Below are 25,190 nucleotides of genomic sequence, written 5' to 3'. Positions count from 1 at the left end.
TCGCACCAATCGCAATGGACGAAGGTCTTCGTTTCGCGATCCGTGAAGGTGGCCGTACAGTAGGTGCTGGTGTTGTTGCTAAGATCTTCGATTAATTCTCAAGAATTGGCGAAGCTTTCTGAAAATCTTTGAATAAGATTTGACGAAGCAGTAGCAAAAAGGGCATCATTTGATGCCCTTTTTCTGCACTCAATATAATATTTGCCAATTTCTTCTACAGGTAGATATTAATTAGATTCTTACTTTTAACGGTAAGTTATTGAGTAATAAGAAGAGTACGCCAATCTAATAGGTTGTCGTTTCATGGATTTGCCCTGCAGCAGCGGGGTTGTTGTCGTCTATATTAAGACTTTTGACAGGTTGGTTTTATGAAAGCAAATAATGCTGAAACTCCTGATAGCTCAAATGGCGCAGATATCTTTAAGTGGGTTATCACTTTTACTCTGTTAGCTGCCGCTGTTGTGGGTAATTACCTGTATGGTGAAATGTCTGTAGTGATTCGCGTTGCCGGTGTTGTTGTATTAATTGCAGCAGCGTTAGGTGTGGCAGCTACAACAGTAAAGGGTAAGGCTGCGATTGATTTCGCTAAAGAATCTCGTATGGAAGTTCGTAAAGTAGTTTGGCCTACACGCCAAGAAACTATGCAAACTACCTTTATCGTTTTAGCTGTAAGTATTGTAATGGCTCTAGCACTTTGGGGCATTGACGGCATCATGGTTCGTCTTGTCAACTTTGTGACTGGGGTATAGAGGGTTTTAATTCATGAGTGAAGCTCCCAAAAAACGCTGGTATGTGGTTCAAGCCTTCTCTGGGTTTGAAGGCCGTGTCGCTCAGTCTCTTCGCGAGCATATTAAAATGCACAGCATGGAAGAGCTGTTTGGTGAAGTTCTTGTTCCTACTGAAGAAGTAGTCGAAATGCGTGCAGGTCAACGTCGTAAGTCTGAGCGTAAGTTCTTCCCAGGTTACGTCCTTGTTCAGATGATTATGAACGATGAATCATGGCACCTAGTACGCAGCGTACCTCGTGTCATGGGCTTCATTGGTGGTACTTCTGACCGTCCTGCACCTATCACGGATAAAGAGGCTGACGCTATCCTTAACCGTCTTGAAAAAGCGAGTGAGTCACCTAGACCACGTACTATGTACGAAGCAGGTGAAGTTGTACGTGTCAATGATGGTCCATTTGCAGACTTTAACGGTACTGTTGAAGAAGTGGATTATGAGAAGAGCCGCATGAAGGTGTCTGTTTCTATCTTCGGTCGAGCAACACCTGTTGAACTTGAGTTTGGTCAGGTTGAAAAATTAGACTAAACCCAGAGTTTAAAGAGTACAAAAAAACAGCTTTTAAAGCTTGTATGAGGCGCGAATTATGATTATAATTTCGCGCCTTTTTACTTCGATGAAAGTAGAAAGTTATTTATATGAACGGGGAGCTGATCAGCGGATTAGCGTTAGTACCCAAAATTAGGAAAAATCATGGCTAAGAAAGTTGAAGCTTATATCAAGCTGCAAGTTGCTGCTGGTATGGCAAACCCAAGTCCACCAGTTGGTCCTGCTCTAGGTCAACACGGTGTTAACATCATGGAATTCTGTAAAGCGTTTAACGCAAAAACAGAATCGGTTGAGAAAGGTCTACCAACTCCAGTTGTTATCACTGTATACAATGACCGTTCTTTCACTTTTGTAACTAAGACTCCACCTGCAGCAGTTCTTCTTAAGAAAGCGGCTGGCGTTAAGTCTGGTTCAGGTCGTCCAAACACTGAAAAAGTGGGTACGGTAACTGACGCTCAAATCCAAGAAATCGCAGAAACTAAAGCTGCAGATATGACTGGTGCTGACATCGAAGCAATGAAGCGTTCAATCGCTGGTACTGCTCGTTCAATGGGCCTAGTGGTAGAGGGTTAAGATCATGGCAAAACTAACTAAGCGCATGCGCGTAATCCGCGAAAAAGTTGACGTAACTAAAGAATACGAAATCAACGAAGCTGTTGCTCTTCTTCAAGAACTAGCTACTGCTAAGTTTGTTGAGTCTGTTGATGTTGCTGTTAACCTAGGCATCGATGCTCGTAAATCTGACCAGAACGTACGTGGTGCAACTGTACTACCTCACGGTACTGGCCGCGAAATCCGCGTTGCAGTGTTCACTCAAGGTGCAAACGCTGAAGCAGCTAAAGAAGCTGGCGCAGACATCGTTGGTATGGAAGATCTTGCTGAGCAAGTGAAGAAAGGCGAAATGAACTTTGACGTAGTTGTTGCTTCTCCAGATGCAATGCGCGTTGTAGGTCAGCTAGGTACTATTCTTGGTCCTCGCGGTCTAATGCCAAACCCTAAAGTTGGTACTGTAACTCCTAACGTTGCTGAAGCAGTTAAAAATGCTAAAGCGGGTCAGGTTCGTTACCGTAACGACAAAAACGGCATCATCCACACTACTATCGGTAAAGCAAACTTCTCTGCACAGCAGATCCAAGAGAACCTAGAAGCACTTCTAGTGGCTCTGAAGAAAGCTAAGCCATCTTCTGCTAAAGGTACATTCCTGCAGAAAGTAAGCATCTCTACTACTATGGGTGCTGGTGTTGCTGTTGATCAGGCTAGCCTGAACACTCAAGCATAATTTATTTGCTTAGGCGTGAAATTTATGTATAATTTCGCGCCTAATATTTGTGGTTGGGGCTGAACTTTGATTCGAAAAGAGTTAAGACTCAGTCTCCGTCCAAGACCGTAGGTGTCTGATTTTATTCAATGATGACTTAATCTTCCTACGTAGATGGTGCCCGAACTGACAGAAAGCTCTATGTAAATAGTTACCTTTCTTCTGGGAAGCACCTCAATAACTCTCACTGTTGTGATAATAGTGAGTGGTGTAACGACAACCAGGAGTAAATCCAAGATGGCTTTAAACCTTCAAGACAAAAAAGCAATTGTTGCTGAAGTCAACGAAGCTGCCAGTGGTGCACTTTCTGCAGTTGTAGCTGATTCTCGTGGCGTTGAAGTGGGCGCGATGACATCTCTACGTAAACAAGCTCGTGAAGCGGGTGTTTATGTACGAGTTGTTCGTAACACACTAATGCGTCGTGCGGTTGAAGGTACAGACTACGAGTGTCTAACTGACACTTTCACTGGTCCTACTCTAATCGCATTCTCTAATGAGCACCCAGGTGCTGCAGCGCGTCTTTTTAAAGACTTCGCTAAAGAGAATTCAAACTTCGAGATCAGAGCTGCTGCATTTGAAGGTGCGCTAGCTGACGCTGAAGTACTAGCGACACTACCAACTTACGACGAAGCAATCGCACGCCTAATGATGTGCATGAAAGAAGCTTCTGCAGGCAAGCTGGTACGTACTATCGCAGCACTACGCGATCAAAAAGAAGAAGCTGCGGCATAAGCCTTGCTTTTTTCTGGTTGCTTAATAAACTTATTGTTGATTTAAAAGAGAATTGTTATGTCTATTACTAACGAGCAAATCCTAGATGCAGTTGCAGAAATGTCTGTAATGCAAGTTGTTGAACTAATCGAAGCAATGGAAGAGAAATTCGGTGTTTCTGCTGCTGCTGCTGTTGTAGCTGGCGGTGCTGCTGGTGGCGACGCTGCTGCTGAGCAAACTGAATTCGACGTAATCCTAGAATCTGCTGGCGGCAACAAAGTTGCTGTAATCAAAGCGGTACGTGGCGCGACTGGCCTAGGTCTTAAAGAAGCGAAAGCTCTAGTTGACGGCGCTCCTGCACCTCTTAAAGAAGGCATCGAGAAAGATGAAGCTGAAGCTCTTAAAGCTCAGCTAGAAGAAGCTGGTGCAAGTGTTACTGTTAAGTAATTATTGCATAGTTTCTTAGCCCTAGCGGCTAATGGCTGGTGGTTTTACAACCACCGGCCTTTTTGCGCTGTAGGGGTTGGGTGATTTTTCCGCTGTTTGAGCACCCAAGTTCCTAGCAAAAAGCATTTCATGACAGCTTTATGAAATGTCACTACAGTCAAACAGTTGTTAGTCACTGTCTACGAATGACTCTAGACAGTTTGGGTCACTTATCAGCGAGCTGAGGAACCCCATGGTTTACTCTTATACCGAGAAAAAGCGCATCCGTAAGGACTTTGGTACTCGTCCACAAGTGTTGGACATTCCATACCTGCTATCGATCCAGCTCGATTCGTTCGAGAAATTTATCGAACAGGATCCTGAAGGTCAATACGGTCTTGAAGCTGCTTTCCGTTCTGTATTTCCAATTCAGAGCTATAACGGCAATTCCGAGCTGCAATACGTTAGCTACCGTCTTGGTGAGCCAGTTTTTGACGTTAAAGAATGTCAAATTCGCGGCGTAACTTATTCAAAACCACTACGTGTAAAACTACGCCTAGTCATCTTTGATAAAGACGCGCCAGCAGGTACTGTAAAAGACATTAAAGAACAAGAAGTCTACATGGGCGAAATACCGCTTATGACAGACAATGGTACCTTCGTTATCAATGGTACCGAGAGGGTTATCGTATCCCAGCTGCACAGAAGCCCAGGTGTATTCTTCGACAGCGATAAGGGTAAGACCCACTCTTCAGGTAAAGTTCTCTACAATGCGCGCATCATTCCTTACCGTGGTTCATGGCTTGATTTCGAGTTTGATCCTAAGGATAACTTATATGTACGTATTGACCGTCGTCGTAAACTGCCTGCATCGATCATTCTTCGTGCGCTAGGTAAGACGACAGATGAAATCCTAGACATCTTCTTTGAGAAGGTGAACTTCGAGGTGAAAGACCAGACCCTTCTTATGGAGCTGGTTCCTGATCGTCTGCGCGGTGAAACGGCATCATTCGATATTGAAGCTAATGGCAAGGTCTACGTAGAAACGGGCCGTCGTGTAACAGCGCGCCATATCCGTCAACTTGAAAAAGATGGCGTTGAGCATATCGAAGTACCCGTTGAGTACATAGTTGGTAGAGTTGCATCAAAAGATTATATCAATGAAGCAACTGGTGAGATTATTGTTTCTGCTAACCAAGAGATCAGTCTTGAAGCACTAGCGAACCTATCTCAAGCTGGCCACAAAGCACTAGAAGTTCTATTTACGAACGATCTAGACCATGGTCCATTCATGTCAGATACACTGCGCATCGACAGTACTGTCGATCGTATTTCTGCGTTGGTAGAAATCTACCGCATGATGCGCCCAGGTGAGCCGCCAACGAAAGAAGCTGCTGAAGCCTTATTTGATAGCTTATTCTTCTCTGAAGAGCGTTACGACCTTTCGACTGTTGGTCGTATGAAGTTCAACAGCTCAATTGAGCGCGAAGACGCACAAGAGCAGGGTACGCTTGACGAGCTAGATATCATCGAAGTGATGAAGAAGCTCATTGCTATTCGTAACGGTATTGGAGAAGTCGACGATATTGACCACTTAGGTAACCGTCGTATCCGTAGCGTTGGTGAAATGGCTGAAAACCAATTCCGTGTTGGTTTAGTGCGTGTTGAGCGTGCAGTGAAAGAACGTCTAAGCTTGGGCGATCTAGATGCTGTAATGCCACAAGATTTGATCAACGCTAAGCCAATTTCTGCGGCAGTGAAAGAGTTCTTTGGCTCTTCTCAGTTGTCTCAGTTTATGGACCAGAACAACCCTCTATCAGAAGTAACGCATAAGCGTCGTATCTCTGCATTGGGTCCAGGCGGTCTAACGCGTGAGCGTGCTGGCTTTGAAGTTCGAGACGTACACGTAACTCACTACGGCCGTCTATGTCCGATCGAAACGCCTGAAGGTCCAAACATCGGTCTTATCAACTCGCTATCTGCATTCGCACGTTGTAATGAGTATGGTTTCCTTGAAACACCATATCGCCGTGTTGTAGATGGTGTAGTAACAGACGAAGTTGATTACCTATCTGCTATTCAGGAAGGTCAATACGTTATCGCTCAGGCGAACACAGTACTGACTGAAGCAGGAACATTTGCTGAAGAGTTGATCACAGCTCGCCAGAAAGGTGAATCTGGTCTGCACCCACGTGACCATGTAGATTACATGGACGTTGCGACTAACCAAGTAGTATCTATCGCTGCTTCGCTTATTCCGTTCCTAGAACACGATGATGCGAACCGTGCATTGATGGGTGCGAACATGCAACGTCAGGCTGTTCCGACACTTAAGGCTGATAAGCCTCTTGTTGGTACAGGTATTGAGCGTAATATTGCTGTTGACTCAGGTGTAACAGCGGTTGCCAAGCGTGGTGGTGTTATCCAGTCTGTAGATGCGTCTCGTATCGTTGTAAAAGTGAACGAAGACGAGTTGATCCCAGGTGAAGCGGGTATCGATATCTACAACCTAACTAAATACACTCGTTCAAACCAAAACACGTGTATCAACCAGCGTCCAACTGTGATGCCTGGTGAACCTGTTGCACGTGGCGATGTGCTTGCCGATGGTCCTTCAACAGACTTGGGTGAACTTGCACTTGGTCAGAACATGCGTATCGCGTTTATGCCTTGGAATGGTTACAACTTCGAGGACTCGATCCTTGTTTCTGAACGTGTTGTTCAAGAAGACCGTTTCACGACTATTCACATTCAAGAACTATCTTGTGTTGCACGTGATACTAAGCTTGGTGCTGAAGAAATTACGGCCGATATTCCAAACGTAGGTGAGTCTGCTCTGTCTAAATTGGACGAGTCAGGTATCGTTTACATAGGTGCGGAAGTTAAGGGTGGTGACATCCTTGTTGGTAAAGTAACACCAAAAGGCGAGACTCAGCTGACTCCAGAAGAGAAGCTACTGCGTGCCATTTTTGGTGAAAAAGCATCAGACGTTAAAGATACCTCACTGCGTGTACCAAACTCAGTGTCAGGTACCATCATCGATGTTCAAGTATTCACTCGTGACGGTGTCGAAAAAGACAAACGCGCGCTTGAAATTGAACAAATGCAGCTAAAAGAAGCGAAGAAAGACCTTACTGAAGAATTCCAGATTCTGGAAGGTGGTCTACTTAACCGCGTTAAAGCTGTACTTGTTGAAGGTGGTTATACTGATGCTAAACTTGACGCTATTGATCGCAAGAAGTGGTTAGAGCTAACGCTAGACGACGATGCTCAGCAGACTAAGCTTGAGCAACTTGCAGAGCAGTATGATGAGCTAAAAGCAGACTTCGATAAGAAGTTCGAAACTAAGCGTCGTAAGATCACTCAAGGTGATGACCTAGCTCCAGGCGTACTGAAGATCGTTAAAGTTTACCTTGCGGTTAAACGTCGTATTCAGCCGGGCGATAAGATGGCCGGTCGTCATGGTAACAAGGGTGTAATCTCTAAGATCAACCCTGTAGAAGACATGCCTTACGATGAGAAAGGTCAGCCGGTTGACATCGTGCTTAACCCGCTAGGTGTACCTTCTCGTATGAACATAGGTCAGATCCTCGAAGTCCACTTAGGTCTCGCGGCTAAAGGTATTGGTGACAAGATCAACCAAATGCTGAAAGAGCAGCAAGAGCTGGCTAAGTTCCGTGACTTCCTACAGAAGGTTTACGACTTAGGCGAAACTCGTCAGACAGTTGATGTTGCATCCTTGACTGACGATGAAGTGCGCACTTTGGTTAACAACTTGCGTGGTGGTCTACCTATCGCAACACCAGTGTTTGATGGTGCCTCTGAGCAGTCAATCAAAGAACTACTTAAACTGGGTGAACTACCAGAATCTGGTCAGCTTACTCTGTTTGATGGTCGTACTGGTGATGCATTTGAGCGTCCTGTAACCGTTGGTTACATGTATATGCTCAAACTAAACCACCTTGTTGATGACAAGATGCATGCTCGTTCTACTGGTTCATACAGCCTAGTTACTCAGCAACCGCTGGGTGGTAAAGCTCAGTTCGGTGGTCAGCGTTTCGGTGAGATGGAAGTATGGGCACTAGAAGCATACGGTGCTGCTTACACCCTACAAGAAATGCTAACGGTTAAGTCAGATGACGTTAACGGCCGTACCAAGATGTATAAGAACATCGTGGATGGCAACCATAGCATGGAACCTGGCATGCCAGAATCGTTCAACGTACTGTTGAAAGAGATTCGCTCGCTTGGTATCAATATCGAGCTAGAAGACGAAGAGTAATCCCCACGGGGTTATTTGGTTGAAGGTGCTCACTTTTGCGGGTGAGCTCCTTTTAACTCCTTACAGGAGCTGATTGTGAAAGACTTATTAAACTTTCTAAAAGCACAGCATAAGACCGAAGAATTTGATGCAATCAAAATCGGTCTATCTTCACCAGACATGATTCGTTCATGGTCTTTTGGTGAAGTTAAAAAACCTGAAACGATCAACTATCGTACGTTCAAACCTGAACGCGATGGTCTGTTCTGTGCGCGTATTTTTGGTCCAGTTAAAGATTATGAATGTCTTTGTGGCAAATATAAGCGTCTGAAACACCGTGGTGTTATCTGTGAGAAGTGTGGCGTTGAAGTTACACAAACTAAAGTTCGTCGTGACCGTATGGGCCACATTGAACTTGCTTCACCAGTTGCTCACATCTGGTTCCTAAAATCATTGCCGTCTCGTATCGGTCTACTTATGGATATCCCTCTACGTGATATCGAACGTGTTCTTTACTTCGAAATGTACGTGGTAACAGAGCCTGGTATGACTGATCTAGAAAAATCTCAGATGCTTACCGAAGAAGAGTATCTAGATCGTCTAGAAGAGTGGGGTGATGAATTCACGGCTAAGATGGGTGCTGAAGCGATCAAAGACCTACTTGCGTCTATGGATCTTCCGGCCGAAATTGAAGAAATGCGTGAAGAGCTTCAGTCTACTAATTCAGAGACTAAGCGTAAGAAAATCACTAAACGCTTGAAGCTAGTTGAAGCATTCGTTCAATCGGGCAACAACCCAGAGTGGATGATCTTAACTGTGCTTCCGGTACTTCCGCCAGATCTACGCCCTCTAGTTCCACTAGATGGTGGTCGTTTTGCGACTTCAGATTTGAATGATCTATACCGTCGCGTGATCAACCGTAACAACCGTTTGAAGCGTCTATTAGAGCTTGCTGCTCCGGACATTATCGTACGTAACGAAAAGCGTATGTTACAAGAGTCTGTTGATGCACTTCTAGATAATGGTCGCCGCGGTCGTGCGATTACAGGTTCGAACAAGCGTCCTCTAAAATCTCTTGCTGATATGATCAAGGGTAAACAAGGTCGTTTCCGTCAGAACCTTCTAGGTAAACGTGTAGACTACTCTGGCCGTTCTGTAATCACAGTAGGTCCATACCTTCGTCTGCATCAGTGTGGTCTTCCTAAGAAGATGGCACTTGAGCTATTCAAACCATTTATCTACAGTAAGCTTGAGACTCGTGGTTTAGCGACGACGATCAAAGCTGCTAAGAAGATGGTAGAGCGTGAAGAAGCCGTTGTATGGGATATTCTCGATGAAGTAATTCGTGAACACCCAGTACTACTAAACCGTGCGCCGACACTTCACCGTCTAGGTATTCAGGCGTTCGAACCTGTACTTATCGAAGGTAAAGCAATTCAGCTACACCCACTTGTTTGTGCGGCGTACAACGCGGACTTCGATGGTGACCAAATGGCGGTTCACGTTCCTCTAACTTTAGAGGCGCAGCTCGAAGCTCGTACTTTGATGATGTCGACAAACAACATCCTGTCGCCAGCATCAGGTGATCCTATCATCGTACCTTCACAGGACGTTGTTTTGGGTCTGTACTACATGACGCGTGAGAAGATTAACGTCAAAGGCGAAGGTATGTACCTTGCTAGCCCAGCAGAAGCTGAGAAAGCATATCGTACCAAGTCTGCAGAGCTGCATGCTCGCGTTAAAGTCCGTATCACGGAGACTGTTAAAGATGAAGATGGCAATAGCACTACTGAGACTAAACTAGTTGATACAACTATCGGTCGTGCAATGCTGTGGCAAATTGTGCCTGCAGGTCTTCCGTTTAGCATCGTTAACCAAAAGTTAGGTAAGAAGCAAATCTCTCACCTATTGAACGAGGCTTACCGTAAGCTGGGTCTGAAAGACACAGTCATCTTTGCTGACCAAATCATGTATACCGGTTTTGCATACGCAGCGCTTTCAGGTGTTTCTGTTGGTATCGACGACATGGTTGTACCAGATGCGAAATACACTGAAATCGAAGAAGCGGAAGCAGAAGTTCGCGAAATCCAGGAACAGTATCAATCCGGTCTTGTTACTGCGGGTGAGCGCTACAACAAGGTTATCGATATTTGGGCATCAACCAATGATCGCGTTGCAAAACTGATGATGGAAAACCTGTCATCAGAGACAGTAGTTAACCGTGAAGGTGAAGGCGAACAGCAAGAGTCGTTCAACAGCATCTATATGATGGCTGACTCGGGCGCTCGTGGTTCTGCCGCTCAGATTCGTCAGCTTGCCGGTATGCGTGGTCTGATGGCGCGTCCAGATGGTTCTATCATCGAAACGCCGATCACAGCGAACTTTAAAGAAGGCTTGAACGTACTTCAGTACTTTATCTCAACGCACGGTGCTCGTAAGGGTCTAGCGGATACGGCACTGAAAACAGCGAACTCAGGTTATCTGACACGTCGTCTAGTAGACGTCGCGCAAGATGTTGTTGTCCATGAGCATGATTGTGGCACACATGAAGGTATCGATATGATGCCTCATATTGAAGGTGGTGACGTTAAAGTTGCACTTTCTGAGTTAGCTCTTGGTCGTGTCGTTGCTGAAGATGTTCTTAAGCCAGGCACTGAAGATGTTTTGATTCCACGTAATACTCTGATTGATGAGAAGTGGTGTCAGATCATGGAAGACAACTCAGTAGATAAAATCCGAGTTCGTTCAGTAGTAACTTGTGATGCAGACTTCGGTTGTTGTTCACAGTGTTATGGTCGTGATCTTGCACGTGGTCACCTAGTGAACCAAGGTGAAGCAGTGGGTGTTATTGCTGCTCAGTCTATCGGTGAACCGGGTACACAGTTAACCATGCGTACGTTCCACATCGGTGGTGCAGCATCGACGGCAGCAGCAGAAAACAGCATTCAAGTGAAGACCACTGGTACTGTGAAGCTGCATAATGCTAAGTTCGTAACTAACAAGCAAGGTAAGCTTGTGATCACGTCTCGTGCATCAGAGCTAACCATTATTGACGAATTTGGCCGCACCAAAGAGAAGCACAAACTTCCATACGGTTCACTACTTAGCAAAGGCGACAACGAGGGTGTTGAAGCTGGAGAAACAGTAGCTAACTGGGAAGCGCACACTATGCCAATCATCACTGAAGTGGCAGGTCGTATCCAATTTGTTGATATGATTGATGGTGTAACAGTTTCTCGTCAAACTGATGACCTAACAGGCTTGTCTTCTAGCGAAGTGACCGAAGCGGCTGCGAGACCAGCTGCAGGTAAAGACATGCGCCCTGCTATCAAACTTATTGATGCGGCAGGCAAAGATGTAATGATTCCTGGTACGGATATGCCAGCCCATTACTTCTTACCTGGTAAAGCGATTGTTAACATTGAAGACGGTGCTGAAGTTGGTGTCGGTGATACGCTTGCTCGAATTCCTCAGAAATCTGGCGGAAACCGAGACATCACTGGTGGTCTACCACGAGTTGCTGACTTGTTTGAAGCTCGTAAGCCGAAAGAACCTGCGATTCTTGCAGAGCACACAGGTACTGTGAGCTTTGGTAAAGAGACTAAAGGTAAGCGTCGTCTAGTGATCACTCGTGAAGGTGGAGATACCTACGAAGAGATGATCCCTAAACATCGTCAGCTCAACGTTTTTGAAGGTGAAAAAGTTGAACGTGGTGATGTGATTGCCGATGGTCCAGAGTCTCCACATGACATTCTACGTTTACGTGGTATCCATGCGGTTACTCAGTACATCGCGAACGAAGTTCAAGAAGTATACCGCTTACAGGGCGTTAAGATTAACGACAAGCACATCGAGACTATCGTTCGTCAAATGCTTCGCAAGTGTACAATCACATTCGCTGGTGACTCAGAGTTCCTTGCGGGCGAGCAAGTTGAATATGCGAACGTTAAGATTGCTAATCGTCAGCTTGAAGCCGAGGGTAAAGAACCTGCACGCTTCGAACGCGAACTACTTGGTATCACTAAGGCGTCTCTGGCAACTGAATCCTTCATTTCAGCGGCATCGTTCCAAGAGACAACTCGCGTACTAACAGAAGCAGCAGTTTCTGGTAAGCGTGATGAGCTACGTGGTCTGAAAGAAAACGTTATTGTTGGTCGATTGATTCCAGCAGGTACAGGTTTCGCTTACCACCAAGATCGTCAAGCAAAACGTGTTGAAGAGCAAGAAGGCCCATCTGTTGAACAAGCAACAGATAACTTAGCTGCTTTGCTTAACGCAGGTTTTTCAGTTGATGAGTAATCGCTTTTAAAGCGTTAAAAAGGCACCCTTGGGTGCCTTTTTTGTTCGTTCTGTTTACAACTTTGAGGGGGTGAAGTTATACATCTTTTATTATGCGCCAGGAGGTACAGCCAAACTGTCCGCAATTAGCTGGATTAGCTGATCCTCTACTTCAAAACGGGCTTCCAATATCTCGCCAATTAGCGATAAATCACTATCAAAAGACTCGAGAGGTTCATCATCTTTAACCGCTGCATATTTGTCGGTAAAGTTGAGCAGTGGATCGGTAGTAAGCACAATGCGCCCGTAGGTTGCATTGATTTCCTCTGTTGCTTCAAAGCCAGTTGAACGCCATTTATCCATCACCATATCATAAATCTTAAAATGTCCTTCAGAGATATAATCGACGAGATGTTGGCAGAAAACTTGTAGCTCATCAGCGGTAGGGAGTGAAGAAAGTGTGGTTTTTACAGAAGTGGGTTGAAGTGATGCAAGCTTACAATATTCTACGATAAGCGATTGCCTAGTCTCTAGCCAGTGATCGATAAGTTCACTTGAGCCGCCCCATTGTTCTTGTGTTTGTTTGAATTTATTCAGCATGACCATATCCTCATGATCGAGCCACTTTTGCAGTGACAATTACGCTTTGACTCCCAAAACCGGTGTAGAGCAAAACTTTTCGTTCTTACTAGAGTTTATAGCCAGAAACTCGCTCTACTACAAACTCTGGTATGAATTAAGATTGCCAGTAAAATGAATGAACTGCAAGTATAGAGGGTTGGTAATGTTAAGCAAAAATGATAGAAAGCCAAAAGAGACAGCCTACTGGTGTCTTGTGTCGGGAAGTGAAGTATGGTTGATTAACAACAAATTACCTTGTGGCACTGCCATTGAGCTTTCTATACCACAGGGGCTGGGACACAAGATTGGTGAGTATGAAAATCTGCCTGTTATTTGGTTAAATGCAGGTGAAGTTGAACAAAATCTGCACCTAACGCCATTACGTGAGTGTCTAAGCCTGCCCGAGAGCGTTTTTTTATTACTCAGTAAAGCCGTTCAGTATGGTCACATGACCCAAACACTGAGATTTTGCTCTATTTGTGGTGGCAGGAGTCATCTCAACAACAATCAACTGGCAATGCAATGCGGGGACTGTCGGACACTGCATTACCCACGTATATTTCCTTGCATCATAGTGGCTGTTCGTAAAGGTAACCAGATCTTACTGGCTCAACATTCTCGTCATCGAAATGGTATGTATACGGTTATCGCAGGGTTTGCAGAAGTGGGTGAAACTCTTGAGCAATGTGTTGCAAGAGAAGTGAAAGAGGAGACGGGCCTTGATGTTACCAATATTCGCTATTTTTCCAGCCAACCTTGGGCTTTTCCATCCAGTTTAATGGTTGGTTTTTTGGCGGATTATCAACAAGGAGAGCTGAAACCAGATGATTCGGAGATTGAGAGTCTTGGTTGGTTTTCAGCTGATACATTACCTGCTATTGCACCACATGGAACGATTGCAAGAGCGTTAATCGAGGAGACGATGAAGGAGTGTGTTAAATAAATATACCCCCAAATTTATCTCCTTGAACCCGTTTAAACGCAAAAAAAAACCCTCCGAGAGGGAGGGGGTAAGTAAGATGTCGTTATGAGATGCTGAGTCACAGGTACTCAGGTTATAGTTATTATTTTTCGCTAGCACGGAGATTTTTAACACTGTTACAGTTTGGGCGCAAACTAAGCGCTGATTTAAACGTTAATAACTTGATCCAGGTTGCAAAGCATGCCGCTTTTGTAGACTAAACAGTGTTAGAATAACGGCGCTAAACAAAAGCTCAATAGTTGGAAATACGGAATGACTGAACTTAAAAATGATCGTTATCTGCGTGCTCTTTTAAAGCAACCAGTAGACTACACACCAGTATGGATGATGCGTCAGGCAGGACGTTACCTCCCAGAATATAAAGCGACTCGAGCTGAGGCTGGTGACTTTATGTCTTTGTGTAAGAATGCTGAGCTTGCCTCAGAAGTCACACTTCAGCCATTACGCCGTTACCCTCTTGATGCTGCAATTTTATTCTCGGATATCCTAACTATTCCAGATGCTATGGGTCTAAAGTTGCGCTTTGCTGCTGGCGAAGGCCCAGTATTTGACAACCCTATTACCTGCAAGGCTGATGTTGAAAAAATTGGCATCCCAGATCCGGAAGGTGAATTGCAATATGTGATGAACGCCGTGCGTCAGATCCGTAAAGATCTAAAAGGAGAAGTACCTTTGATCGGTTTCTCCGGAAGTCCTTGGACGCTGGCTACTTACATGATCGAAGGTGGCAGCTCAAAAGCTTTCACTAAAATCAAGAGGATGATGTATTCAGAGCCACAAACACTGCATATGTTGTTAGATAAACTTGCCGACAGTGTTATTGAATATCTTAACGCTCAGATTAAAGCTGGAGCTCAATCTGTCATGGTGTTTGATACTTGGGGTGGTGTCCTGACTCCAAGAGATTACAATTTATTCTCACTCCAATACATGGCAAAAATTGTTGATGGACTGATTCGAGAAAATGAAGGGCGCCGAGTACCTGTCACCTTGTTTACTAAAAATGGTGGCATGTGGTTAGAAAAAATTGCCGCGACTGGATGTGATGCGGTTGGTTTAGACTGGACAATTAACATCGAAGAAGCTGTGCACCGCGTTGGAGATAAAGTGGCACTGCAAGGAAATATGGATCCGTCAATCTTGTATGCGTCTCCAGATAGAATCCGCCAAGAAGTCGCCGATATTTTGGCAGGGTTTGGGCATGCAGGGACTGGTCATGTGTTTAATTTAGGACATGGTATTCATCTCGATGTACCACCTGAAAACGCGGGTGTATTTGTTGAAGCGGTTCATGACTTATCCAAGCCTTTTCACCAATAAAATCTATTTAAGCGTCTGGTCTAATCAGGCGCTTTTTAGTTTGTGGTTAATATATAAGGCTTAACTAGCTACTGTTATGTTTTATATCACCATTTTTAATATGATCTTTGCGTTTTCATACTGTTGAATTATCGATTAATCTTGTAGAGTGGTGACATAAGACAATGATTACTTTGCGTAAGGAATAAAGTAAAGGTGGGCAAATCAGCTTCGAAAGGTAGGTCGACCGAAATTACACTGACATTATTAATTGCAGAGGATACGTGAAACGTATGAAGACACGTGACAAAATAGTGTTTGCCGCATTGAATCTTTTTAATGAACATGGCGAACGTAATATCACCACCAATCATATCGCCGCACACATTGATATCAGCCCTGGTAACCTCTATTACCATTTTCGTAATAAGCAGGAAATTGTGCGTGAAATTTTCGCCCTTTATTCCAATGAGTTACTGGAGCGTTTCTCACCAATTCACGGACAGCAAGAAAGTTTGGTCTTGCTTAAACACTATCTAGACTCCATCTTCAAGTTAATGTGGAAGTATCGTTTTTTCTATGCCAATCTTCCTGAAATTTTGCAACGAGACGAACAATTACATGAAGAATATATTCTGGTTCAAGAAAAGTTGCAGACCAACTTAGTCAATATTATGCGCTCTTTTGTTGATCTTGAGTTGCTTGCCGTGGAAGAACATGAAATGAAACCTTTAGTTACCACTTTACACATGATTGCTTCTAGTTGGCTCGGCTACCGCTCTGCAATGTCGCAAAAAACGCACATTACCGAACAGGTCATTCATCAAGGCATGCTGCAGATGATTGCGGTAGTAAAACCCAAAGCGACACCTCAAGGCCTAGAGCAACTACAACTACTTGAGGATGGTGTTAAAGCGATTCATGCTTAACCATAACCAAATGTAATTGTCATAGACCCATAAAACCTCTTAAAGTGTCATAATGATCGTTAAGAGGTTTTTATGCATTATGACGTGTTTAATGGTGATGCTGATGGCATCATATCACTACTTCAACTTCGCTTAGCTGTACCTAAAAAGGCTGCCTTGGTCACTGGATTGAAGCGAGATATCAAGCTTTTGGATGCCGTGCATTGCAGCTTGGGAGATACTCTAACCGTATTAGACATATCCATGCGGAGCAATATGGCTAGGCTAAAGCAGATATTAGCTGGTGGCGCATCGGTATTTTACGCAGATCACCATCAAGCAGGAAGCATTCCTCAAGATCCTAACCTAGATGCGCATATTGATTTGGATGCCAATGTATGTACGGCTTTGATCATAGATAAGTTGCTTGGAGGAAGGTTCCATCATTGGGCTATTGTAGCTGCGTATGGTGATAATCTATGTGCCAAGGCCGATGAGCTCGCAAGCGCAGCAGGATTAGATAAAGCTCAAAGAGCGCAGCTAAGCGAGCTAGGAAAGTTAATTAACTATAATGGTTATGGCGCTTCTTTAGAGGATTTAAACTTCCTACCCGATGAATTGTATCGAAGGCTACTGGCTTATGAAAATCCTTTTGCGGTTATCGGCGATCCTTTGTCTCCTTATTCAGTGCTGCGTGAGTCGTATCAGCAAGATTTTAACCAAGTGATTTCAATACCGCCTTTGCATCAAAGCCATTGCCTTTTAGTCGTTGAGCTGCCCGATAGCTCGGCTTCAAGGCGTATTAGCGGGGTGTATGGAAACTGGCTATCCAATCAATCCCCTGAGTTGGCGCATATTGTTCTTACCCATAATCAAGATGGAAGCTTTAAAGTGTCACTGCGCGCGCCCAGTGATAATAGATATGGTGCTGGAGACTTGTGTGCGCAGTTTATTTCGGGGGGAGGACGTGCTGGAGCTGGTGGTATTAATACCTTGACCAAAGCGCAACTACCGACACTTATATCTAAAGTGGAAAAATTTTATAGCCAATAAGGTCTTCATTATCGAGCAAGCCAAGCTCTGGGATCTTGAGCCTTACTGTTGCGCCTGATTTCGAAATAGAGTGAGGCTTTTGACTGGCCACCAGTGTCTCCGGCAAGCGCAATGGTTTCCCCTGCTGAGATTTTATCGCCTTCTTTCTTGAGTAAACTTTGGTTAAAGCCATATAAAGTCATATCACCCTTACCATGATCGAGCAGGATTACTAAACCATACCCTCTCAAATAGTCTGAAAATACCACGGTTCCAGAGTAAACTGCCTTTATAGCTTGTCCATAGGCTGCGTTAATCACCATGCCTTTCCAATTTATTTGTCCTGTTTGACGAGAGCCGTAATTATGTAGAACTGTCCCCTTAATTGGCCAAGGAAGACGGCCTTTTTGTTTGGCCAAACCATCCATGGGTATTGGCGTATTGCGTTTAGCAGCTTTAGCGATTTCAGCTTTTAGCCTTGTTTCATTACGTTGGAGCTCTGTGAGATAGACTTTGTCATTAGAAATGTTCTTCTTGATGTTACTGAGAGTCCCCTTCCGTTTAGATTGCTCTTTGGTAAGACGTCTGCGAGTTTGCTCTTGTTCATCGAGTAAACTGGTAATTTGTTGCTGCTCAAGTTTTAGCTGTGTTTCGCTTTTGGTCAGCTCACTGACGGTTTTTTCTATCTGGGCAATGGTTACAGCTCGCTTCTTGGCTAAGTGTTGAAAGTATTGACTGATCCTGTCTTCTTCAACACTTTGATTAAGCATGTTAGCTGATGATTGCGCTCTTTGTGTTGCATAATAGGTTTGTAAAAGCTCTGCAAGAACTTCTGTTTGTTGTCGTTTTTGCTTTTCTAATGAAGCGATACGCTTTTCCAGCGCAGAGATACTTTGATTGGTTTTATGCAGCGATGCTTTGGCTTTCTTGATCTCTTTTTCTAAGCGAACAATACTGAGTTCTTGCTTTTTTAGAGACTTATTAAGAGTGTCGAGCTTTTTTTGTTGAGAGCTGAGCGACTGCCTCTGTCTTGAAATTTCATTGCTGACCCCTTTAAGCTCATTAGGTGAGGCAGACCATGTTGGAAAGGCGAGTGAGACCAAAATGAGACATACCAATCCAGCAAGTATAGGTAAGGCTAGTGTTTGTCTTGATTGCCGTATTGCCATGCGAAAGGGGAAATCCTCAGTCCTTGTTTGACAGTCAGTATAACCAAACACGTTCCCACGAAGAAAGAGTAATGTCAAAACTTGTTTATCGGCAGATAAAAACGAGATGTTGGTGAGATATAAAGTGCTTCTTAGAGCATTTAAATACTGAAGTTTGGTCAAAAAAGAGTGCTAACTCACTCAGCACTGCACAATGGACAGTATGGCGCAAAGGCCTGCATCCAGCATGAATAACATTTAGGTCAGCAGGCCTTTGTTTTGAGTCTTAAAGGTTATTTGATTAACACTTCACCTGTCATTTCTTGAGGAATAGAAAGGCCAGCAAGTGACAGCATAGTTGGCGCTAGATCAGAGAGTTTACCTCCCTGTTTGAACTCAATCTGTTTGTCGCCAACATAAATCAGTGGTACAGGAAGATTGGTATGCGCAGTGTGGGTCCCACCAGTCTCTGGATCTACCATCATCTCGGCGTTGCCATGGTCTGCGGTGATTAGCATTTGTCCACCGACTTTTTGTATCGCTTCGACAACTTTACCTAAGCTGCTATCAAGTGCTTCAATGGCTGATTTAGCTGCTTCATATACACCTGTGTGTCCAACCATATCTGCATTTGGGTAATTGCAGATGATGGTATCGTAGTTCCCAGAATCAATAGCTGCGACCATTTTCTCAGTCAATTCAGCTGAGCTCATTTCAGGTTGTAAGTCGTAGGTTGCGACCTTAGGAGAAGCGACTAGTTGTCGTTCTTCACCTTCAAATTCTGTTTCAACACCACCGTTGAAGAAAAAAGTAACGTGAGCGTATTTTTCTGTTTCTGATATGCGCAATTGAGTATGACGTTGCTTCGATAGCCACTCACCATAGGTGTTTTCCAAAGATGCTGGTGGGAATGCGATGGAAAGTGGAATATCCGCTGCGTATTGCGTAAGCATCACAAAGTGGATGCTAGGGAAGGCGTTGCGAGTGAAACCTTCAAACTCTGGAACAAAAGCACGGGTAATTTGACGGGCTCGGTCGGCTCTGTAGTTCATAAAGATGACCGCATCTCCCTCTTGCATCAGTGCTTCTTCTTGCTCTGCTGTTTTGATTGATGTTGCTTTAACAAACTCGTCATTCTCACCACGTTCATACGCAGCTTGTAACCCTGCAACAGCCGAACTGGATTGGAATTCAGCTTTCGCTTGTGTCAGGAGATCGTAAGCTACCTCAACACGTTCCCAGTTGTTGTCACGATCCATGGCGTAGTATCGGCCAACGAGAGAAGCGATTCTCCCTTTGCCGAGGCGTTCGAATAGCTGGTCAAAACGCTTAAGTGAGTTTTCTGCACTTCTTGGCGGGGTATCACGGCCATCTAAGAAACAATGTAGGTAAATTTTATTTGCGCCTTGTTTGGCAGCCATTTCTACTGCGGCATAGATGTGATCTTCGTGAGAATGTACACCGCCAGGAGACATGAGTCCCATAATATGAACCGCTTTATCCGCTTTTACCGCTGCATTGATGGCTTCAACGAGTGCTGGAGTGTACTCAAATTCACCATCAGCAATGGATTTTGTGATTCGGGTGAGATCTTGATACACGACTCGTCCAGCGCCAATATTGGTATGGCCCACTTCAGAGTTACCCATCTGCCCATCTGGTAGGCCGACATCAAGGCCAGACGCTGAAATCAAGGTGTTAGGGTTGTTAGCAAGTAGGCTATCGATTACCGGTGTATGAGCATTCGCAATAGCGTTGCTGGCCGTGTCTTCTCGGTGTCCATATCCATCAAGAATTACAAGAGCCAATGGTTTCTTAGCTGACATAGTGATGTCCTCGTCAAATTCAAAGTAACTTAGGAAACAAAATTAGCGTAATTTTACTACACTTTTTAGCCAAAACTGTAGGTAAAGATCAAAGATTATTGGGGAAGTTATGTTGTTATCTTTCACCTATTCTTTTGCTGTGACTTTGGTGAGTTAAGGTTTCCTATCTATAAGGCTATTGTCGCTGAAAAAAAAGAAAGTTAAAGCGGTTATTATCGATTACTCTAATAGAGCTTAACTAACGATACCCATATGATTGAATTTGACTATTAATCAACGTTCTCTGCTTGAGTTTATCATCCTCCCAGTAAGATGACGCCAGTATAAGTGATGAACAAGCCTAGAATACCCAATATCGCCCCAACTTTTGCCATATCTTTACTTTCGATTAATCCCGTTGAATAAGCGAGTGAATTAGGCGGAGTCGAAACTGGTAGAATCATGCCAAGAGACGCGGAGAAGGCAACTACCACCATAAGCCCTTGTAGACCGCCAATAGAAGTAAGGTTATCCATTGAAGTGCCAATAGCAGCTGCAATTGGCATGAGTAGGTTTGCTGTTGCTGTATTCGACATAAAGTTCGCCATTAACCAACAAATGATGGATAAAGTGATCACTAGGCTTATTGGCGCAAGAGATTGGTAATCAACCGCATTGGCAAGCACTTCAGCTAGTCCTGTTTTATCGAGTGCCATACCGATGGCGATGCCTCCGGCCACTAACCAAAGTACATCCCAGTTTATTTGTTGGAGCTCTGTCTTACCTATGATGCCTGTTAATGTAAATATCACCAGAGGAACCATAGCAACCACATACGTATTCATACCGTGAACTTGGGTGGTCATCCAGAGTAAAACAGTACTGGCGAAGGTTATGTAGACGACAATGGCTTGCCAGCTGCACTGAAACTGTCCATCGAGTTCTAAAATCAGAAAGTTAACTTGAGATGGAAATAATTTTTGCAATAGAAACCAAGCAGCAATCAGCTGAATAACGACAAAAGGCAGCCCTATCATCATCCAACTGAGGAAATCGATACTGTGTTCTTCAGTTAGGTATTGGAGGGCAATTGCATTTGGAGGTGAGCCAATGGGGGTAGCGATTCCTCCCGTATTTGCTGCGACTGGAACACACAGAATTAAGGCCTTGATCCCTACTTGCTCTTTTTGAGCAAGGGCTATAATTGGGCTGACGAGAGCGAGCATCATTACTGTGGTTGCAGTATTGGACATAAACATCGAAAAAACGGCAGTGATTAACATTAGACCCAGCATTATGAATTTGGGTTGGGCACCAAAAGGTCGCAGCAGAACACGCGCTAAGTTTTTATCTAAATCGTATTTAGAGGCGGCGATGGCAAGGGTGAACCCGCCCATGAAGAGGATAATAATTGGTGAGGAAAAGGTATTTAGAATATCGCTGTATGGGATTAACTCTCCCAAGCTTTGCTCTGGTTTAGTAATACGAAAAAATTGTAATCCTTTGTCAGAGAGCATGATCAGTTCAAGAGCAATAATAAGCACTGAGGTCGCAAATACAGGCACTGGTTCTAGAATCCAAAGAAGCGCTGCTAATAAAAATATACCTAAAAGTCGATGTTGTATGAGAGTGAGACCCTCGATAGGCATTTGCTCTGTTGGTAAAAGCAAAACCAATAGTGGTAATGCAAAGCAAAATATTAGCTTAGCGGTGAGTATTCGAGAGTATTTAGGCATGCAGATTTAACCAATCTAGGTCAACATGCTTCCTAGGATAAAGAATCTCAATGTTAAGGTATTAGACTTGGATAAAAGTTTGCACGTGTGAGCATGCTGTTTGTAGTGACTTTGCCCTAGATCAAAAAAACGCCCTGCAAATCAGAGCGTTAATTGTATAGAACTGAGATTACTTATTTGATGTGATTGACGCGTAGGGTGTTCCCATCACGGTAGAGTGGCCGTTGGCCATCGAGTCATCGAACTTAACACTATCTTTTGCGAAGAGATTAATCACAGTCGAGCCTAGTTTAAAGCGTCCCATTTCTTGGCCTTTCTTTAACACGATAGAACGAGTACCTTCGCTTGGGTAATCCCACTTGTAGACGGTATTGCCGCGAGGAGGAGTGATAGTTCCTGCCCATGTTTGCTCAATACTGCCAACAATGGTAGCACCGACTAAAACTTGAGCCAGAGGACCGAATTCGGTATCAAAAATACACACTACGCGCTCATTACGGGCGAACAAGTTAGGAACATTTTCAGCGGTGAGGGGGTTAACTGAAAATAGGTCACCAGGTACATAAATCATTTGGCGCAAAGTTGCGTCGCATGGCATATGGACTCTGTGATAATCACGCGGTGAAAGATAAATGGTGGCGAAGTTACCATCGGCAAATTCTGCAGCGAGTTTGGCATCTCCTCCGAGTAGTTCCTGAGCGGTGTAATTGTGTCCTTTGGCTTGAATCAATTTCCCATCTTGGATAGGTCCAAACTGACTCACACAGCCATCAGCTGGATGAGTAAGAATGTCTTCCTGAGAGCAAATCGGGCGAGCATCTTCCTTTAACTCACGAACAAAAAATTCATTGAAGGTCTTGAAGTGTTTAGGATCTGAGTACTTTGCCTCATCCATATTGACATTGTATTGTTTGATAAACCAGCGAATAACTGCGGTTGTTAGACCACCGGCTTCGGCCGATGCGAGTTTGCCGACTAAACGCGTCAAAGCGTGTTTAGGGATCCAATACTGTAGTCCAACTTTGATTTTATCCATTGTCATGTATTCCAATGTTAACCGAATGTTTGCTTGCTTTTGGGCGTGAGATACTACTCAACTTTACCAGTAAAGTCAGTACTCCTAGTGGTTAATTTCGTTTAGAGGTCAGCTTTTTTGTTCCTTGAATACTGGCGATTAGCTTTCACCTCTATCATGCTATCGAGAATTCGGTGGTAGTTTTCGAATCGTGTTTCACTGATTTCGTTGTTATCAACCGCTTCTCGAATCGTGCATCCTGGATCGTCCTTGTGTTTGCAATCTCGAAACTTACAGCCACCTAGATAAGGTCTAAATTCAACAAATGCCTTAGTGACTTCTTCAGCGGCTAAATGCCAAAGACCGAATTCTCGAACGCCTGGGGAATCGATCAAATCGCCGCCAGTTGGGATGTGATACAAACGAGAAGCAGTCGTTGTATGCTGACCTAATCCAGAGTTTTGCGAAATTTCACCTTCCTCGACATTAAAATCAGGCATTAATGCGTTGACTAAACTTGATTTTCCGACACCAGATTGACCAACGAAAATATTCACTTTGTTTTTTAATTCAGCCTCGAGTTCGGTTATGCCTTCTGCTGTTTGCTTACTTACTAGCAATACTTTGTAGCCAATGCGTTGATATTCTTCTAACCATTGTTGGTATTGAATACGTTGCTCTATGCCCAGAAGGTCGACTTTGTTGAGTACTAATAATGGGGCTATGTTGAGTGTTTCCGCTGCAACCAAGTAGCGATCGATAATATTAAGCGACAGCTCTGGAAGCACAGAGGAAACAATCACCATCTGTTCTACATTGGCAGCGACTGGTTTTAAACCATCATAGTAATCCGGACGAGTTAAAACAGAACTGCGTGGCTCAACAGCTTCCACCACACCATTAATGCCTTCCATAGATTCAAGACCTGGCCTCCAGATAACTTTATCTCCCGATACGAGAGTTTCAATGCCACGTCTTAAGTTACAGCGATGCACTTGTCCACTATCAATATCTTCAATATCGGCGTGTTGACCGAAGCGAGTAATTACCAATCCTTTTTGTGCGGCACACAGCATAGACTCTTCCCACTGAAAGGTCTCTTCTTTGGTCAGTTTGCGTTTTTGATTGTTTCGTACTCGTCGGACTTGACCTTTGGTCAGCTTTTTCTTTTTTGCCACAATTGTCTACTTAACTATATTGAACTAGATGACCCCTAGGTTATCTATCCTGAGGATCAGAATTTGGGTATAGTACCTTTTTTAGCATAAAACCAATAGGCAACGATTTATGTCCTTTAGCGATCAAAATTTAATTTGGATTGATCTAGAAATGACTGGTTTAGACCCTGATGTACACAAAGTCATTGAAATTGCTACCATAGTTACTGATAGCGAATTAAACATTCTAGCTCAAGGGCCAGTACTTGCTATCCATCAAGCCGAAGAAGAACTTGCCAAAATGGATGAGTGGTGCGTTAGAACACACACTGGAAGTGGATTAGTGGCGAGAGTCAAAGCGAGTAAAGTTACTGAGCAAGAAGCCATTGAACAAACTATAAAATTCCTAGAGAAATGGGTTCCTAAAGGCGCTTCTCCTATCTGTGGTAACAGCGTTGGACAAGACAGACGTTTTCTTTACCAACACATGCCACAACTCGAAGAGTATTTTCACTATCGTTATATCGACGTGAGTACCATAAAAGAACTAACACGTCGTTGGGATTCACAAATACTGACTGGATTTTCTAAATCGGGAAGTCACTTGGCCTTGGATGATATACGTGAGTCAATCGCTGAACTGAAATATTATCGACAAACGGTTTTCAAAATATAACAGACGGTTATTTCACGCTGTTGCAAGTCATTAAACAATCTTTCTAGAACTAGATTTACTTAGTTTTGTGTTCTTTTTCATCAAACGGAAAAAAAAACAGTTTTTTTTACTGTAAGGACTTGCATCACAAAAAAATGCTCTTATAATTCGCAGCCCTACACGACGTAAACGTTGTGAATGCGACACTAGCTCAGTTGGTAGAGCGCAACCTTGCCAAGGTTGAGGTCACGAGTTCGAACCTCGTGTGTCGCTCCAAGTTTTTAGTTGTCATCATACTTAATGGTGAAGAAAGCGACACTCGCTCAGTTATTAGAGCGCAACCTTGCCAAGGTTGAGGTCACGCCTTTTTATTATGAATAGGGAACCTCGAGTGTCGCTCCAGTTTATAGTTGTCATCATGCTTTAATGGTGAAAATACGGACGCGGGGTGGAGCAGCTTGGTAGCTCGTCGGGCTCATAACCCGAAGGTCGTCGGTTCAAATCCG

At 44.0% G+C, this 25,190-nt stretch carries 19 protein-coding genes, 1 tRNA gene and 1 pseudogene; 15 read left to right on the top strand and 6 right to left on the bottom strand.

Translation table 11 applies throughout. The features are described from left to right. The 9 genes and pseudogenes from MHN79_RS20125 to rpoC form a co-directional block, all read left to right on the top strand. Window positions 1-95: pseudogene (locus tag MHN79_RS20125) on the top strand (elongation factor Tu); the annotation flags it as partial. A 273-nt stretch (window positions 96-368) separates the two neighbouring features. Next, the gene (gene secE / locus MHN79_RS20120) at window positions 369-749 is read left to right on the top strand and encodes a preprotein translocase subunit SecE (protein ID WP_152429399.1); all 381 of its coding nucleotides are present in this window, start codon (window positions 369-371) and stop codon (window positions 747-749) included. A 13-nt stretch (window positions 750-762) separates the two neighbouring features. Then, entirely contained in the window at window positions 763-1,311 is a 549-nt protein-coding gene (gene nusG / locus MHN79_RS20115) for a transcription termination/antitermination protein NusG (RefSeq protein WP_114788007.1), read from the top strand. A gap of 165 nt (window positions 1,312-1,476) precedes the next feature. After that, window positions 1,477-1,905 (top strand): 50S ribosomal protein L11, encoded by a 429-nt coding sequence (gene rplK / locus MHN79_RS20110; RefSeq protein ID WP_026084318.1) that lies wholly within the window; start codon window positions 1,477-1,479, stop codon window positions 1,903-1,905. 4 nt (window positions 1,906-1,909) lie between these two features. Continuing rightward, window positions 1,910-2,611, top strand: a complete 702-nt coding sequence (gene rplA, locus MHN79_RS20105; RefSeq protein ID WP_152429400.1) for a 50S ribosomal protein L1 — start codon at window positions 1,910-1,912, stop codon at window positions 2,609-2,611. A gap of 276 nt (window positions 2,612-2,887) precedes the next feature. Beyond that, window positions 2,888-3,382, top strand: a complete 495-nt coding sequence (gene rplJ, locus MHN79_RS20100) for a 50S ribosomal protein L10 (protein ID WP_114788009.1) — start codon at window positions 2,888-2,890, stop codon at window positions 3,380-3,382. Window positions 3,383-3,439: 57 nt separating this feature from the next. Next, window positions 3,440-3,808 carry a 50S ribosomal protein L7/L12 gene (rplL, locus tag MHN79_RS20095; protein ID WP_160933042.1) on the top strand — a complete coding sequence of 123 codons (369 nt, stop codon included), beginning with the start codon at window positions 3,440-3,442 and terminating at the stop codon, window positions 3,806-3,808. 232 nt (window positions 3,809-4,040) lie between these two features. Beyond that, a complete protein-coding gene (rpoB, locus tag MHN79_RS20090; RefSeq protein ID WP_160933040.1) occupies window positions 4,041-8,069 on the top strand; it encodes a DNA-directed RNA polymerase subunit beta in 4,029 nt (1,342 codons plus the stop codon). Between the two features lie 75 nt (window positions 8,070-8,144). Beyond that, window positions 8,145-12,347: a DNA-directed RNA polymerase subunit beta' gene (gene rpoC / locus MHN79_RS20085; RefSeq protein WP_114788011.1), complete on the top strand. Its 4,203-nt coding sequence runs from the start codon at window positions 8,145-8,147 to the stop codon at window positions 12,345-12,347. Between the two features lie 90 nt (window positions 12,348-12,437). Here rpoC and rsd read toward each other — a convergent pair whose 3' ends face one another. After that, window positions 12,438-12,932 (bottom strand): sigma D regulator, encoded by a 495-nt coding sequence (rsd, locus tag MHN79_RS20080; RefSeq protein WP_114788022.1) that lies wholly within the window; start codon window positions 12,930-12,932, stop codon window positions 12,438-12,440. A 178-nt stretch (window positions 12,933-13,110) separates the two neighbouring features. Between rsd and nudC the strand changes: the two genes are divergently transcribed. The 4 genes from nudC (at window position 13,111) to MHN79_RS20060 (ending at window position 17,189) form a co-directional block, all read left to right on the top strand. After that, window positions 13,111-13,890 carry an NAD(+) diphosphatase gene (nudC, locus tag MHN79_RS20075; protein ID WP_239174706.1) on the top strand — a complete coding sequence of 260 codons (780 nt, stop codon included), beginning with the start codon at window positions 13,111-13,113 and terminating at the stop codon, window positions 13,888-13,890. A gap of 291 nt (window positions 13,891-14,181) precedes the next feature. Further along, entirely contained in the window at window positions 14,182-15,249 is a 1,068-nt protein-coding gene (gene hemE / locus MHN79_RS20070; RefSeq protein WP_239174704.1) for a uroporphyrinogen decarboxylase, read from the top strand. Between the two features lie 272 nt (window positions 15,250-15,521). Next, the gene (locus tag MHN79_RS20065) at window positions 15,522-16,157 is read left to right on the top strand and encodes a TetR/AcrR family transcriptional regulator (RefSeq protein WP_160933032.1); all 636 of its coding nucleotides are present in this window, start codon (window positions 15,522-15,524) and stop codon (window positions 16,155-16,157) included. Between the two features lie 72 nt (window positions 16,158-16,229). Then, entirely contained in the window at window positions 16,230-17,189 is a 960-nt protein-coding gene (locus MHN79_RS20060) for a DHH family phosphoesterase (protein WP_239174701.1), read from the top strand. A gap of 8 nt (window positions 17,190-17,197) precedes the next feature. Here MHN79_RS20060 and MHN79_RS20055 read toward each other — a convergent pair whose 3' ends face one another. The 5 genes from MHN79_RS20055 to rsgA all read right to left on the bottom strand — a co-directional run bounded on the left by MHN79_RS20055 (window position 17,198) and on the right by rsgA (window position 24,050). Then, window positions 17,198-18,337: a murein hydrolase activator EnvC gene (locus tag MHN79_RS20055; RefSeq protein ID WP_160933028.1), complete on the bottom strand. Its 1,140-nt coding sequence runs from the start codon at window positions 18,335-18,337 to the stop codon at window positions 17,198-17,200. Window positions 18,338-18,609: 272 nt separating this feature from the next. Then, window positions 18,610-20,142 carry a 2,3-bisphosphoglycerate-independent phosphoglycerate mutase gene (gene gpmM, locus MHN79_RS20050; protein ID WP_239174698.1) on the bottom strand — a complete coding sequence of 511 codons (1,533 nt, stop codon included), beginning with the start codon at window positions 20,140-20,142 and terminating at the stop codon, window positions 18,610-18,612. A gap of 296 nt (window positions 20,143-20,438) precedes the next feature. Continuing rightward, window positions 20,439-21,857 (bottom strand): SLC13 family permease, encoded by a 1,419-nt coding sequence (locus MHN79_RS20045; RefSeq protein ID WP_239174696.1) that lies wholly within the window; start codon window positions 21,855-21,857, stop codon window positions 20,439-20,441. A gap of 169 nt (window positions 21,858-22,026) precedes the next feature. Continuing rightward, window positions 22,027-22,893: an archaetidylserine decarboxylase gene (asd, locus tag MHN79_RS20040; protein ID WP_239174694.1), complete on the bottom strand. Its 867-nt coding sequence runs from the start codon at window positions 22,891-22,893 to the stop codon at window positions 22,027-22,029. 101 nt (window positions 22,894-22,994) lie between these two features. Next, a complete protein-coding gene (rsgA, locus tag MHN79_RS20035; protein WP_239174692.1) occupies window positions 22,995-24,050 on the bottom strand; it encodes a small ribosomal subunit biogenesis GTPase RsgA in 1,056 nt (351 codons plus the stop codon). Between the two features lie 109 nt (window positions 24,051-24,159). Between rsgA and orn the strand changes: the two genes are divergently transcribed. Next, window positions 24,160-24,705, top strand: coding sequence for an oligoribonuclease (gene orn, locus MHN79_RS20030; protein WP_239174690.1), 546 nt, complete (start codon window positions 24,160-24,162; stop codon window positions 24,703-24,705). A gap of 179 nt (window positions 24,706-24,884) precedes the next feature. Further along, window positions 24,885-24,960 (top strand) — tRNA-Gly (locus tag MHN79_RS20025). Window positions 24,961-25,190 lie beyond the last annotated feature (230 nt).

It is taken from the genome of Vibrio sp. Of14-4 (assembly GCF_022347625.1).
GTDB classification, from domain to species: domain Bacteria; phylum Pseudomonadota; class Gammaproteobacteria; order Enterobacterales; family Vibrionaceae; genus Vibrio; species Vibrio pristinus.
This window is presented reverse-complemented; position numbering and strand designations above follow the sequence as displayed.